We start from the raw sequence: 13610 nt of genomic DNA, 5'->3' as shown, positions 1-13610 counted from the left end.
CCGGTGATCCTCCGGGTGGTGCGGACCGCAATTTCGATACCCAGTGCTGGTGCTAACACTAGCAAGCTTGTGTAACCGGTTGTGTCATGTATCTCAGCGGACGCTACCCGCTGGTAACGGGCCGGGCACGGTGGCCCGGCCCGCTGTTCATCAGGCCTTGACCTCGTACTCGACCAGCACGCGGCGCAGCAACTTGCCGGTCGCGTTCCGCGGCAGGTCATCGAGGAAGACCACCTCGCGCGGCACCTTGTAGCGCGCCAGGTTGTTCTTCACGTACGCCTTGATCTCCTCGCCGTCGGGCGAGGAGCCCGGCTCGGGAACGACGAAGGCGCGCAGGCGCTTGCCGAACTCCACGTCGTCCACGCCGACCACGGCCACGTCGAAGATGTCGGGCCGTTCCAGCAGCAGGTTCTCCACCTCCTGCGGGAAGACGTTCTCGCCGCCGGACACGATCATGTCGTCGTCGCGGCCGTCCACCATGAGCAGGCCGTTCTCGTCGAAGTGGCCGACGTCGCCGCTGGACATGTAGCCGTCGATGATCTGCTTGTGCCTGCCGTCGGTGTAGCCCTCGAACGGAGCGCCGCTGCGGATGAAGATGCGGCCGGTGGTGTTGGTGGCGGTGACGCGCTGGTCGTTGTCGTCGTAGAGCCGAACCTCGCAGGTGATCGGCGCGCGACCGACGGTGCCGGGCGCGAGGGCGAGATCCTCCGGGTTGGCCACCGTCGCCACGGCGCACTCGGTGGAGCCGTAAAGGTTGTAGAGCACCGGACCGAACGCCTCGGTGGCCTTGATCGTCAGTTCCGGCGACAGCGCCGAACCGGCCAGCACGATCGACTTCAGCGAGGACGTGTCGTATTTCGCCCGGATCGCCGGATCGAGTTCGACCATCCGGTGCAGCATCGTCGGCACCGCCACCAGCATGTCGGCCTTGTGCTCGGCGACCAGGGCGAGCGTGGCCTCGGCGTCGAACCTGCGGCGCACCACGACCTTGTTGGCCAGCGCCGCGCCGACCAGCCAGGTGGCCAGGCCGGTGCTGTGGAAGATCGGCGAGACGATCACCTGAGTGCCGCGCTGCGGGAACGGGATGCGGTCGACCATCTGCGCCGTCGACAGCGGAGTGACCTTGGTGCGCGGAGCGCCCTTCGGCAGGCCGGTGGTGCCGCTGGTGAGGATGATGAAGCCACCGGGCTTGCTCGGCGCGGGCAGCGGCTCGGCGGAGTTGGCGGCCACCAGGTCGTCGAGCGTCTGCGCACCCTCGGGGAGCGTGGCGCCCTCGTCGACCCAGGTGATGTAGCGCGGCAAGTCGGCGGGCAACGCGTCGAGCAGGCCGAGGAACTCGCTGTCGTGCAGCACCGCCTTGACCTTCTCGCGGGCGCACACCTCGGCGAACTGCGGCTTCGCGAATCCGGTGTTCATCAACGCGACTCGCACGCCGAGCTTGCCCGCGGCGGCCATGGCGATGATGAGCCCGCGGTGGTCGCGCGCGAGCACGCCGATCACCTGGCCTTCGGAGATGCCCGCCGCTTGCAGGCCGCGCGCGACGGCCGTCGACCGGTCGTCCAGTTCGCGGTAGGTCAGGGCGCCCGCCTCGTCCACGATGCCCGGAGCGTCCGGCGCCACCCGCGCGGAGTGCCGGATCAGCGTGGCCTGCGGGCCGAGGATGCGCGACTCCTTCATGGTCCGCAGTGTCTCCAGCGGCTTCCGGGGATCGGTGACACCCCGGCTGCGCAGCACACCCAGCGCCTTCACGGCCTCCAGCGTGTGGGCCAAATTCATGTCGAACAACCTCCACAAAACCCTCGCGTCGGTCCTCGACCTAGCGAACCGGTACGGCGTGTGACTTGACACCGTAGCAGTGCGGAGTGTGACAGGTCACAACAGAAACGGACAAACCCGTCTCGGTTCGGTCGCGGCCACCGCAGGTGAGAGCGGTCGCCGGTCCGATTTCGGTCTTTTCGCCCGCCGTTACCGGCCGGTAGCGCTACCCTCGCAACGTCTCGAGACCGCTCGAAGGGAGACGCGGCCAATGTCCGATCCGAAGGACCGTGCACCGTTCATCGACATTCCCGGCGATCTGCCCGGCATCCGCGGCCTGTTCGCTTTCAAGCCCGAAACCGGAACGGCGCTCAGCGAATTCGCGCAGACCCTGTTGCGTGGGTCGTCCCCGCTGACGCCGGGGGAGCGCGAAACCATCGCCGCGTACGTGTCGTCGCGCAACCAGACCTACTTCTGCACCCAGTCGCACGCGGCGACCGCGGCGGCGCTGGTCGACGGCGGTCGCGAGCTGATCGACGCCGTCATCGAAGACGCGGACTCCGCCCCGATCGATCCGAAACTGCGTGCGCTGCTGCGCATCGCGGACAAGGTGCGCCGGTCGGGACTCGAGGTGACCGCGGAGGACGTCGAGAACGCGCGCGCCGCGGGCGCCAAGGACGAGGACATCCACGACGCGGTCCTCATCGCTTCGGCGTTCTGCATGTTCAACCGCTATGTGGACGGCCTGGCGACGGTCGCGCCCAAGGAGCGGGCGACCTACGAGCAGATCGGTGGGATGCTCGCCACCGCCGGATACGTGGCCGCCGGAGTGCCGCCGGAATCAGCGGCGAGCGCTGGCCAGGGCGACGAGTAAGGGCACCACCCGGGCGGTGGGCACCTCGAATCGCCCGCGCCCCGCGGTGTGCAGCCAGCCGACGGCGGCCAGTTGCCGCAAGTGCTGATAGATCTGGCCGGAGTCGCCGACACCGTCGACTCCGGCCAGTTCGGCCGCGGTTCGCCGCCCGCCCATGATCTCGCGCAGCAGCCGCAGCCGCACCGGGCTGCCCAGCGCCGCAAGGCATTCCGCCGTCTCGGCCCAGTCGTCCTCGATGAGGTCGCCGGTGGTGAACCGGGCCTGCCACTCGCGCTGCTGGTCGTTGGGCAGACGGACCGACCCGGCGAAGACCACGCCGCCGTCGGGCTCGTCGGCCGCGGCGAACTCGTCCCGCAGACGAGCCACCGCCCACTGCTCGGCGCCCGGCGGGAGATCTTCGGGGCGAATTCTTTCTTCCAGCGCGCTGAGCCGCCGTTCCAACTCGGCGACTCGGTCTTCCAGGCTCACGAACCCAAAAGCTACGGAATTCCATAACTTCCGACAAACCGATGGCCCCGGCTCCCGTGGCGGCGGGAGCCGGGGCTTTCGTACTCAGTTGTAGACGGCGCCGAACGACGGGACCGAGATGGTGCCCAACCGGTAGGCGTACCCATCCGGGTTCATGTCGCTGACGGGCACCGACCAACGATGCCACAGCGATCCGTACACCGCGGCGACCACCGGGCCCGCGCCGGTGTCCAGGGCGCGGCTGCGGATGGTGGTGTCCACCGGAACGTCGTTGTGTTCGTAGAGCAACTCGGTGCCGCTGCGTCCGTTCGCGAGATTGATCCACAGCGCCTCGAGCTTCGCGCCGCCCTGGTTCGGCGAGATGGTGCCGGGCCCGCCGAAGAACCCGATGCGGAATCCGTCCATCCCGAGGGCGATCCCCGATCCGTACACGCCCGGCCCCTCACCGCGTCCGATATCCGACTGCGCCGGAACCTGGAACGGCTGGGCGGGCAAGGCGACCTGACCTGCCTTCGCGAGCTGTCCGGAGGCGATCAGCCGATCCACCGCCTGCTCCGCCGCCGGATTACCGGCCGCGGCGGTCCGCAGTTGCTGCGCGGCGGCGGACCAATCGACCGTAGCGGGTTGGGCGGCGGCGTGTCCGGCGAAGGGCGCTGCCAACACTGCCGAGGCGGCCAAAGCGGTGGCGAGGCGACGCGTGAAACTCAATCGTTGCATAACCAGTTCTCCTTGAAGTTTGCTGGTACTGCTCGAGTGAAGAGACGTCCGCTGATTCGTCGATCCAGCGACTCAGGGCGATAGGCTGCCTCGGCCGGGGCGCGTCTGTCCAGGGATGAACGTGGATTGGCGTGATCGTGTCATTGACACATCGATGCAGCGGCCTGCCCGTCGACAGCAGCCGCGGTGGTTGTCCTCGTCGTCGGACATCGCGAAGGGAACCGGCCGCGGTCGTCGCCATTATCGCGGATCTCTTCCAAGGAGCGGTTCGGCGCACTTCCGATAAAACCATTCCGTTTGATCTGCGCAGGCGTAGTGTGGAGTTCTCGAGGTGACCGCCGAATTCGCGGCGGCGGCGATCGTGTCTTCGCGGTACGCCACCCAGTCGGGTGCCATCGATCGCGAGTGAGCGGAGAACCCCGGAATGTATCGAAGTAACCGACCCTCATCTGACCTGTTCAGCCATCGGAGCGAGCCGGTCGATACCAGCGCGCCGATGCCGGGCGCGGTCGATCTGCCCGTATTCAGCGACGCTATCGCCGCAACTCCTGCCATGGCGACCGACGAAACGACGCAGGCCGCAGGCGGGTGACCGATGCATCCGGCGGCCAGGGCATGGGATCTCGGTTACGCCGCGGGTTGGCGCTTGGTGCGTGCCATGCCGGAACCACTGGCCGTCCGCCTCTTCGATGTGGGAGCCGAACGCGCGGCTCAGAACGGCGGACCGAACCAATTGCGCCGGAACCTTTCTCGGGTCCTGGGCACCGCGCCGGAGGAGGTGCCGCAGCCGCTGGTCCTGGCGAGCCTGCGCTCCTATGCCCGGTACTGGCGCGAAGCCTTCCGGCTGCCGTCGATGGACCCGCTGAGCCTGGCCGACGCCATCGAATCCTCGGCGACCGGACTCGAACACATCCACCGGGCGGTCGAGCGCGGCACCGGAGCCGTGCTCGCCCTGCCGCACAGCGGTAATTGGGACCTGGCGGGGGTCTGGCTGGTGCAGCGCGTCGGCTCGCCGACGGTGGTCGCGGAGCGGCTCGCGCCGGAATCGTTGTTCCGGCGCTTCGTTCGTTTCCGTGAACGCTTGGGCTTCGAGATCATCCCCCTCACCGGCTCCGCGACGCCGCCGTTCCCGCAGTTGCTCGCCCGGATCCGGCAGGGGCGGATAGTCGGGTTACTCGGGGAACGCGACTTGTCCGGTACGGGCGTACCGGTCACTTTCTTCGGTGAGCAGGCTCGGCTGCCGGCCGGTCCGGCTCGGCTGGCCATCGACACCGGCGCGCCACTTCTCCCCGTGCACTGCTGGTACACCCCCGATGGCTGGGGATTCCGCGTGGATCCACCTATCGACACCAGCCGTGGAGTGCGTGAGACCACCCAGGCGCTGGCCGATCGATTCGCGGCGGGCATCACCGCACACCCCGCCGACTGGCACATGCTCCAGCCCCTCTGGACAGCCGACGTCACCGCCGCCCGGCTCGCTCGCCGAAACCCGGACTGAAACGCTCGGCGGTGCCCAAGTCGGCGAGCGAACGCGCTGATACGAGGGGGCGTCTCAGTCGCCGGGCAGCCCCCACGCGAATCCAGCGGCTATCACGAAACAACTGACGATCGAAATGAGAACGATGCTCCACATGGGGGCGAAGAGTACGGAACCCGCGGGGCGAAATCCATAGCTACGCATCACTGAAAGTGTTCGGGGACACGTCATTCGCCTACCGACGGCGGAGAGAACGAAAAATCCGGTGCGAGTCCGAGAAGCTCGCACCGGATTTCGTTGTCGACCGTCTAGCGCGGCGTCACTTCAGCTCGGCGCTGGTCTTGCCCAGCACCCGGCGGGCGACGATGAGCTGCTGGATCTGCTGGGTGCCTTCGAAGATGTCCAGGATCTTCGAGTCGCGGCCCCACTTCTCCAACAGCGTGCGCTGCGAGTAGCCGATGGCGCCGGCCAGTTCGACGGCTTTGAGGGTGACGTCGGTGCCGGTGCGGCCCGCCTTCGCCTTGGACATGGACGCCTCGAGCGAGTTGGGCTTCTTGTTGTCGGCCATCCACGCGGCGCGCAGGGCGAGCAGGTAGGCGGACTCGTAATCGGCTTCCATCCGCAGGAACTCGGCCGCTGCGGCGTGCTGGTTGTTCGCGGGGGTGTCGTAGGAGATCTCCACACCCGCCGCGGTCAGGATCGAGCGCAGTTCTTCCAGCGCGGCGCGGGCCACGCCGATCGCCATCGCGGCGACGAGCGGACGGGTGTTGTCGAAGGTCTGCATGACCCCGGCGAAACCCTTCTCCACGTTGACTTCCGGGCTGCCGAGGATGTTGTCCTTCGGGATCCGGCAGTCCTGCAACAGCAGCACGGCGGTGTCGGAGGCCTTGATGCCGAGCTTGTGCTCGAGCCGCGCCACCGACAGGCCGGGAGCGTCGCGCGGCACGACGAACGACTTGATCGCCGCGCGGCCGAGGCTTTTGTCCACCGTCGCCCACACCACGATGTGGGTCGAGCGCTGACCCGCGGTGACGAAGATCTTCTCGCCGTTGAGCACCCACTCGTCGCCGTCGAGTACGGCGGTGGTGGACACGGCGGCGGAATCGGAGCCGAAGGACGGCTCGGTGATCGCCATCGAGGCCCACACCTTGCCGAAGCGCTTCAGCTGCTCGTCGGTGGCGACGGCGGCGATGGCCGCGTTGCCCAGGCCCTGGTAGGGGATCGACAGCATGAGGCCGACGTCGCCCCACGAGGTCTCCAGCGCGTTCAACAGCGCGGACATGTTGCCGCCGTTGGTGTTACCGAGCAGCTCGGTGGCGTGGCGGTCGCCCTCGCTGTCATCCGAGCGGCCACCGGCGGCGCCGCCGATCTTCTGGGTGCCAGAGTCGGCCAAGCCCTCGACCATGGCGGCCATGGTGTCCAGCTCGACCGGGTAGTCGTGCTCGGCGAGGTCGTACTTGCGCGAGATCGGGCGGAAGATCTCCTGGGCGACCTGGTGCGCCTGGTTCGCGCTGGCCCGCAGCTTCTTGGGGAGTTCGAGGTTGATCATGTTGTGAGGTCTCCTGGAAAACGGAACGGGCCGGTCAGATGAGCACGACACCTTCGGCGACGCCGATGGCACGCAGATCGCGGTACCAGCGCTCGACCGGGTGTTCCTTGGTGAAGCCGTGGCCGCCGAGCAGCTGCACGCCGTCGAGGCCGATCTGCATGCCCTTGTCGGTGGCGAGCTTGCGGGCCAGCGCCGCCTCGCGGCCGAAGGACAGGCCCTGCTCCGCGCGGGACGCGCCGCGCAGGGTGACCAGCCGCAGGCCGTCGAGTTCGATCGCGATGTTGGCGACCATGAAGGCGACCGCCTGCCGGTGCGAGATCGGCTCGCCGAACGCTTCGCGCTCGTTGACGTACGGGATCACGTAGTCCAGCACGGCCCGGCCGGTGCCCGCGGCGAGCGAAGCCCAGCCGAGGCGGGCCAGGCGCACGGCGTCGGCGTACTCCTCGGCGCGGGTCGCGGCGTCACCGTCACCCAGGATGGCGTCGGCGCCGACCGCGACGTTGTCCAGGATCAGACGGCCCAGGCCCGCGGCGCGCAGACCCATGCTCGGATCGGCCTCGACCACCAGACCGGGCGCGTCCGATTCGACGATGAACAGCGCGGGACGGCCGTCGAGCTCGGCGGCGATCAGGAACAGTTCGGCGTCGGCCGCGGCGGGCACCAGGCTCTTCACGCCCGAGATGCGGTAGCCGCTCGGCGAGCGCACGGCCTTGGTGTCCAGGGCGAACGGGTCGAACAGGGCGCGGGGCTCGCTGATCACCACCGAAGCCTGCGGCACGTTCTCGCCGGTGAAGGAGGGCAGATAGGTCTTCTGCTGCGCGTCGCTGCCCCACTGCGCGAGCGCGACCGCGACACCGCTGGGAGCGAGGATCGGCAGGGCCAAGCCCATGTCACCGTGCGCCAGCGCCTCGGCGACCAGCGAGTTGGTCACCGCGCCGCGCTCGGAGGCCGCACCCTCGAGTTCCTCGGGGACGTTGATCAGGGTGATGCCGAGCTCGGCGGCGCGCTCGAGCAGGTCGCGCGGCGCCTTGGCGGCGTTGTCGGCCTCGTAGGCGGCCGGGCGCAGGATCTCGGCGGCGAACTCCTGCACCGTCTCGACGATCATCTGCTGCTCGTCGCTGGGCGTCAGGTCGAAGAAGTCCTTGTTCTTCGCCTCGTTGGTGGCCAGGCGCTTCGGCGCACCGCCGCCCGCGACCTTGGCGAAGGCGCGGGTCGCCGCGCCGAGCGTGCGGAAGCCGGTCTTGGTGCCCTCGTAGGTGACGCGCTCGATCGGCTTGCGCAGGTTGTATTTCTCGGCCAGTTCCGACCCGGTAATGCTCGTCATGACCCGCATCGCCGCGCCCATCCAATCCCGCTTGGGATGGTTCAGGCCGACCGCGGACGTGTCTGGACGTCGCTTCGTTGCGCTGTCTCGAGTGCTCATCATCACCTGTTTTCTCGGATGGGTTGGTGCGGTCTTTCCCAGCTATCTTACTCCAGAGTAAGGCTATCTTACTGCTGAGTAAGAAGTGCGTCGAGGTGCAGCATACGCGGTGAATCCGCGCCTTGCTGGACAAGTGCCCGAAGTTGCGTCCCGGGGTCGGCCGTCGCCCCCTGCGCGCGTCGTGCTAGGCCGCGCAGCGCGATGAGCTGCGGCTTCGGAACACACGCGCACACTCCGAGCCGGATAGCCGGATCGACCGCCGCCGGTTCGCCGCGATCCAAGGCCATAGCGGCGATCGATGCTGACTCGTTATTTCGTCGACAGGTGACATGTGGGCCGAGTGGAGCGATCGGCGGAGCTGTCTCGAACCTTGCGGTGGTGCGGTCGGCAACGGCGAAACGCATCCAATGGCGGGTGAGGTCGACGTAGGCGGTCGACCGTGGTGCCGTGATTACAATCCGACGCATGTCAGCGATCTTCGACTGGGCCCGGCCGGACAATGTGCAGCCGGAGCCGATCACGGTCGACATCTGGCGCGAGCTTCCCGAAGAGTTCTGCCGCTTGGTCGAAGTGGTGAACGGGGACGCGGTCCGTTGCGAATCACCGAGTAGGGCACATCAGAAAGCCGTCCACCGGCTCCTGGCGATGCTGGAATCGGCGGCTCGTGAATACATGGCCGAAGATCCTTCGGCATGCTTGGACGCCAACCATGACTTCGATGTGGTGCTGTGGGAGGTGCCCCGGGCGACGATTCGGCGTCCCGACATCGCACTCTTCGAGTGCGTGCCAGCGGATGTGCCACCGATGCTGCACGCCATCTGAAGATCGCCGTCGAGATCATCTCGCCCAGCCATGTCAAAACGGACCGACTCGAGAAAATGGGCGAATACGCCGCTGCCGGAATTCCGTGGTACTGGCTGGTCAGCGTGTCGGACACCGAGGTGACCGCGATCGAGACCTACGGCCTCGACCACAGCGTCGGTCACTACCGGCTCGCCCGCGTGTTGAAGCCGCAGACCGCGTTCGCCGTCGACCTGCCGATCCGCATCCAGCTCGACTGAGACCAGCGCGCCGATCTCGTGTTGTAGCGGGGCCGGAGCCGACTCGTACCCGGTCCGAACGGGCCGGTGGCGCTGCGGCCACCGGCCCGAAGGATCACTCGCGCACGTAGTACCGCAGCGTCGCGTAGGCCGTGATCCCCGCGAAGACGATGCCGACCGGGGCGATGACGAGCGCGGTCATCGCGATGTCGTCGCCGGTGATGCGGGGGAAGACCTTGCTGGCGAACAGGTCGCCGAGGGCGCGGTCGATCACCAGCGGGCGGGCGATGAGCAGGCCGAACATGGCGAGCAGGGAGCCGGCCAGCGCGGCGACCACGGCTTCGAGCAGGAAGGGCAGCTGGGTGTACCAGCGGGTCGCGCCGACCAATCGCATGATGCCGACCTCGGTGCGCCGGGTGAACGCGGCGATCTGCACCATGTTCGCGATCAGCATCACCGCGGCCAGCGCTTGCAGCACGGCCAGGCCGAACGCCGCGTTGCGCAACCCGTCGAACAGGCTGACCAGCCGGTCCACGATGTCCTTGTCGTTGCGCACCATGCCGACGCCGGGGCGGTCGTAGAACTTCTCGTAGATCGTCGGATAGAGCTCCGCGTTGTCCATCTTGACTCGCAGCGACGCGGGCAACGGCGTCTCGCTGACGTACTTGGCCAGCTCGGGCTGGTCCTTGAACGTCTTCTCCTTGGCCTCGCGGACCGCCTCTTCCCGGTTGAGGAACTGGACCGATTCCACGCCGCTGGTCGCCTTCAGATCCGCCATGAGCGAGCGGCACGGGTCCAGCGAGCAGTCCGGGTCGTTGGCCGACACGTCTTCGGTCAGGTACAGCCGCACCTCGAGCCGGTCCAGGAAGTACTGCTCGGTCTTGTCCGCGATGCGCACCGCCAGCAGACCGCCACCGAGCATGGTGAGCGAGACCGCGGTGGTCAGGATCATCGCGATGGTCATCGTGACATTGCGGCGCAGGCCCGCGAAGACCTCGCCGAACAGGAAGCTCGCGCGCATTACCGGCCCACCCCGTACACGCCCGTCGCCTCGTCCCGCACCAGGCGTCCGTGGTCGAGTTCGACCACCCGCCTGCGCATCGCGTCGACGATGTGGTTGTCATGGGTGGCCATCACCACCGTGGTGCCGATGCGGTTGATCCGCTCCAGCAGCATCATGATGTCGGCGCTGGTGTCGGGATCGAGGTTGCCGGTCGGTTCGTCGGCCAGCAGCACCAGCGGCCGGTTCACGAAGGCGCGCGCGATCGCGACGCGCTGCTGTTCACCACCGGACAACTCGGTCGGCAGCCGGTCGGCCTTGCCGCCGAGGCCGACCATGTCGAGCACCTCGGGGACCGTGCGGTCGATGACCTGGCGTCGCTTGCCGATGACCTCCAGCGCGAAGGCGACGTTCTGGTACACGGTCTTCTGCTGCAGCAGCCGGAAATCCTGGAAGACGCACCCGATCCGCTGGCGCAACTTGGGCACCTTGCGGCCGGGTAAGCGGTCGACCCGGAAATCGGCCACTCTGATCTCGCCCGCCGTCGGAGTCTCCTCCTTCAACAGCAAGCGCATGAAGGTCGACTTTCCCGAGCCGGACGGTCCGATGATGAAGACGAACTCGCCCTTGCCCACATCGACGGTGATGTTGTCCAGCGCGGGTCGCGTCGAGGTCTTGTACGACTTGGTCACGTTCCGCATGGTGATCACGGGGAGCCAGTGTAACCAGCAACCGTTCGCGGCCTGCGTTGTCAACCGTGGGAGACAGTGCGGCGGCGGTCGGTCCCACTCGGCTCAGTGGCCCGGCTGTTCGTTGAACACCGCTGCCGGAACAGCGTTGACCAGGGTGGCCGGAGCGGTGGTGGTCTCCTCGGGTTTGACGAATACGTACAGCACGAACGTGGCGACCCAAGTTGCCATCAGGATCGCCGTGGATCTACGTGGTCTCACTGATTCCCTCCCGGCGCAGCGCCGCGGCGACTCGTACCCGCAGCTCGCGTCCGACGTCGAACTGTTTACCCGGCAACGTCCGGGCAACCATTCGGATGTTCATCTGGTCGACGGTCAGGTCTTCCACACCCATGACGGTGGGCTCGTCCAGCAGCAACGGCTTCAGGCGAGCGTCCTCGTACGCCTTCGCGCCCACCTCGTGCAGGATCTCGTTGACCCTGGTGATGTCGGCGCTGGCGGACACCGGAACGTCGATCGCGGCGCGCGCCCAATCCTTCGACAGGTTCGTGACCTTCACGATCTGGCCGTTGGGCACGGTGATCACTTCACCGTCGGCGTTGCGCAATGTGGTGATCCGCAGCGTGACGTCCTCGACCGTACCTTCGGCCTGCTCCGCGGCTCCGGTCACGGCGATGCGGACCACATCGCCGAACCCGTACTGCCGCTCCGTGATCAGGAAGAATCCGGCGAGGATGTCCTGCACGATGCGCTGCGCGCCGAAACCCAGCGCGGCGCCGAGCACCGCGGCGGGCGCGACCAACCCGGTGACGGCGAAGCCGAGTCGCCGCAGCACCTCCATGGTGATCAGCACGTACACGATGGTCAGCACCACCCAGGTGATCACCTGGGCGAGCGCGTGCCGATGCTTGGCCGCCTCGGTGCGCACCAGCGCGTCGCTGCTGCGGAATCCCGCGTCGATCCTGCGGGTGACCCGGTCCCGCAGGTAGGTGGCGAGCCGGCTGAACAGGATGGCGCCGAGGATGAGCAGCACGATCTCCAGGCCCGAACCGCGTAGCCACGTGGTGAAACCGGTGGAAGCGATAGCCTGGATGCCCGCGACATTCATCTAGCTCGCCTGCTCTCGCATCCGCCAGCGGATCCCCGACTCGATGAACCCGTCGATGTCGCCGTCGAGCACCGCCGACGGGTTGTTCACCTCGTAGTTCGTCCGCAGGTCCTTGACCATCTGGTACGGGTGCAGCACGTAGGAGCGCATCTGATTGCCCCAGGACGCGCCCTCGTTGGTCTTCAGCGCGTCCATCTCGGCGCGCTCTTCCTGCCGCTTGCGTTCCAGCAGCTTGGCCTGCAGCACCCGCATGGCCGAGATCTTGTTCTGCAGCTGCGATTTCTCGTTCTGACAGGTGACCACGATGCCGGTGGGCAAGTGGGTGATCCGGACCGCGGAGTCGGTGGTGTTGACGCTCTGGCCGCCGGGGCCCGACGAGCGGTACACGTCGACGCGGATCTCCGTCTCCGGCACCTCGATGTGGTCGGTGGTCTCCACCACGGGAAGCACCTCGACCTCGGCGAAGGAGGTCTGGCGGCGGCCCTGGTTGTCGAACGGGCTGATCCGCACCAGCCGGTGCGTGCCCATCTCGACCGAGAGCGTGCCGTAGGCGTAGGGCGTCTTCACCGCGAAGGTGGCGCTCTTGATGCCCGCTTCTTCGGCATACGAGGTGTCGTAGACCTCGACCCCGTACTTGTGCCGGTCGGCCCAGCGGATGTACATGCGCATGAGCATCTCGGCCCAGTCGGCGGCGTCCACGCCACCGGCGCCGGAGCGGATGTTCACCAGCGCGTCGCGCTTGTCGTACTCGCCGGACAACAGCGTGCGGACCTCCATGGCCTCCACGTCGCTGTGCAGCGCGGCGCGCTCGGCGTCGGCCTCGGCGAGCGCGTTGGTCTTGGCCTCGCCCTCTTCCTCTTCGGCCAGTTCGTAGAGCACCGGCAGATCGTCGAGCCGCTGACGCAGCTCCTCCACCCGGCGCAACTCGCCCTGGGCGTGCGACAGCTCACTGGTGACCCGCTGGGCGTGGTCCTGGTCGTTCCACAGCTCGGGGTCGGCGGCCTGATGCTCGAGCTCGTCGATACGACGACGCAGCTCGTCGATGTCGAGGACCGATTCGACCGTCTTGAGAGTGGCGTCGAGTTCGGCGAGATCAGCGGAAACGTCAGGATGCACGATCGTCAAGCCTAGCTGCCCCTCTTCGGCCGCAGCACACGAGTGCGCGCGGTGTGACGGGGGACGGCCACTGCGCGGGTGGCTCGCGCCCGGCGCGGGCCGAGCAGGCGGATCGCCGGGACGTCGCGCGCTGGCTCGACAGCCCGCGCCGGACGGGTGAGCTGTGACGGACGCCTCATGGGTTTCTACCCTAAACGGCGACCGCGCTTGGCGCAGTTGGTGTTTGGAATTCGCGGCGGAGATGCTGCTCCGGCCACGCGACGGGATGCCGGTCGTGCCTGATCAGTCGTCCTGCCGGGCGGACGGTTCGTGCGCGAGGGGAGCGGTGTGGCGAACTCCACTCCTGCGGCCGCGGATCGCCGCCGCTCGGAGTTCACGCAACTGCTCGGCGACT

Annotated in this window: 15 protein-coding genes; 4 read left to right on the top strand and 11 right to left on the bottom strand. The window is 67.6% G+C overall.

The window, feature by feature from the left end:
- Nucleotides 1–150 precede the first annotated feature (150 nt).
- Entirely contained in the window at nt 151–1776 is a 1626-nt protein-coding gene (locus ACIA5H_RS23685; RefSeq protein ID WP_355077879.1) for an acyl-CoA synthetase, read from the bottom strand.
- A gap of 250 nt (nt 1777–2026) precedes the next feature.
- Here ACIA5H_RS23685 and ACIA5H_RS23680 point away from each other — a divergent pair, with 250 nt between their 5' ends.
- A complete protein-coding gene (locus tag ACIA5H_RS23680; RefSeq protein WP_379253212.1) occupies nt 2027–2629 on the top strand; it encodes a carboxymuconolactone decarboxylase family protein in 603 nt (200 codons plus the stop codon).
- Here the strand turns inward: ACIA5H_RS23680 and ACIA5H_RS23675 are convergent.
- Both ACIA5H_RS23675 and ACIA5H_RS23670 read right to left on the bottom strand, forming a co-directional pair.
- Nucleotides 2597–3097 (bottom strand): winged helix-turn-helix domain-containing protein, encoded by a 501-nt coding sequence (locus ACIA5H_RS23675; protein ID WP_355077877.1) that lies wholly within the window; start codon nt 3095–3097, stop codon nt 2597–2599. The two genes, ACIA5H_RS23680 and ACIA5H_RS23675, sit on opposite strands and share 33 nt — an antisense overlap.
- Before the next feature lie 84 nt (nt 3098–3181).
- Entirely contained in the window at nt 3182–3814 is a 633-nt protein-coding gene (locus ACIA5H_RS23670; protein WP_397077362.1) for a hypothetical protein, read from the bottom strand.
- 595 nt (nt 3815–4409) lie between these two features.
- On the opposite strand from ACIA5H_RS23670, the gene ACIA5H_RS23665 reads away from it, so the two are divergent.
- Nucleotides 4410–5312 (top strand): phosphatidylinositol mannoside acyltransferase, encoded by a 903-nt coding sequence (locus ACIA5H_RS23665; protein WP_379253214.1) that lies wholly within the window; start codon nt 4410–4412, stop codon nt 5310–5312.
- Between the two features lie 298 nt (nt 5313–5610).
- Here the strand turns inward: ACIA5H_RS23665 and ACIA5H_RS23660 are convergent, their stop codons facing one another.
- The 3 genes from ACIA5H_RS23660 to ACIA5H_RS23650 form a co-directional block, all read right to left on the bottom strand.
- Nucleotides 5611–6840 carry an acyl-CoA dehydrogenase family protein gene (locus ACIA5H_RS23660; RefSeq protein ID WP_355077874.1) on the bottom strand — a complete coding sequence of 410 codons (1230 nt, stop codon included), beginning with the start codon at nt 6838–6840 and terminating at the stop codon, nt 5611–5613.
- 34 nt (nt 6841–6874) lie between these two features.
- Nucleotides 6875–8269, bottom strand: a complete 1395-nt coding sequence (locus ACIA5H_RS23655; protein ID WP_379253215.1) for an acyl-CoA dehydrogenase family protein — start codon at nt 8267–8269, stop codon at nt 6875–6877.
- A gap of 62 nt (nt 8270–8331) precedes the next feature.
- Entirely contained in the window at nt 8332–8793 is a 462-nt protein-coding gene (locus tag ACIA5H_RS23650; protein ID WP_397077361.1) for a hypothetical protein, read from the bottom strand.
- Here ACIA5H_RS23650 and ACIA5H_RS23645 point away from each other — a divergent pair.
- Nucleotides 8729–9085 carry a hypothetical protein gene (locus ACIA5H_RS23645; RefSeq protein WP_397077451.1) on the top strand — a complete coding sequence of 119 codons (357 nt, stop codon included), beginning with the start codon at nt 8729–8731 and terminating at the stop codon, nt 9083–9085. The two genes, ACIA5H_RS23650 and ACIA5H_RS23645, sit on opposite strands and share 65 nt — an antisense overlap.
- Complete coding sequence (locus tag ACIA5H_RS23640; protein ID WP_397077360.1) at nt 8992–9324, top strand: Uma2 family endonuclease; 333 nt, start codon at nt 8992–8994, stop codon at nt 9322–9324. Before ACIA5H_RS23645 ends, ACIA5H_RS23640 begins: the two co-directional genes overlap by 94 nt.
- Nucleotides 9325–9418: 94 nt before the next feature.
- Here the strand turns inward: ACIA5H_RS23640 and ftsX are convergent, their stop codons facing one another.
- The 5 genes from ftsX to prfB form a co-directional block, all read right to left on the bottom strand.
- Nucleotides 9419–10324, bottom strand: a complete 906-nt coding sequence (ftsX, locus tag ACIA5H_RS23635) for a permease-like cell division protein FtsX (RefSeq protein WP_355077872.1) — start codon at nt 10322–10324, stop codon at nt 9419–9421.
- On the bottom strand, nt 10324–11013 hold the full coding sequence (gene ftsE / locus ACIA5H_RS23630) for a cell division ATP-binding protein FtsE (protein WP_039800068.1): 690 nt from the start codon (nt 11011–11013) through the stop codon (nt 10324–10326). Before ftsE ends, ftsX begins: the two co-directional genes overlap by 1 nt.
- An 84-nt stretch (nt 11014–11097) precedes the next feature.
- Nucleotides 11098–11223 carry a hypothetical protein gene (locus tag ACIA5H_RS23625; RefSeq protein WP_355077871.1) on the bottom strand — a complete coding sequence of 42 codons (126 nt, stop codon included), beginning with the start codon at nt 11221–11223 and terminating at the stop codon, nt 11098–11100.
- A gap of 16 nt (nt 11224–11239) precedes the next feature.
- Complete coding sequence (locus tag ACIA5H_RS23620; RefSeq protein ID WP_355077870.1) at nt 11240–12100, bottom strand: mechanosensitive ion channel family protein; 861 nt, start codon at nt 12098–12100, stop codon at nt 11240–11242.
- Nucleotides 12101–13216 carry a peptide chain release factor 2 gene (gene prfB, locus ACIA5H_RS23615; protein ID WP_355077869.1) on the bottom strand — a complete coding sequence of 372 codons (1116 nt, stop codon included), beginning with the start codon at nt 13214–13216 and terminating at the stop codon, nt 12101–12103. It lies immediately after the preceding gene.
- Nucleotides 13217–13610 lie beyond the last annotated feature (394 nt).

It is taken from the genome of Nocardia sp. NPDC051900 (genome assembly GCF_044452545.1).
In the GTDB taxonomy this organism is placed as follows: domain Bacteria; phylum Actinomycetota; class Actinomycetes; order Mycobacteriales; family Mycobacteriaceae; genus Nocardia; species Nocardia sichangensis.
This window is presented reverse-complemented; position numbering and strand designations above follow the sequence as displayed.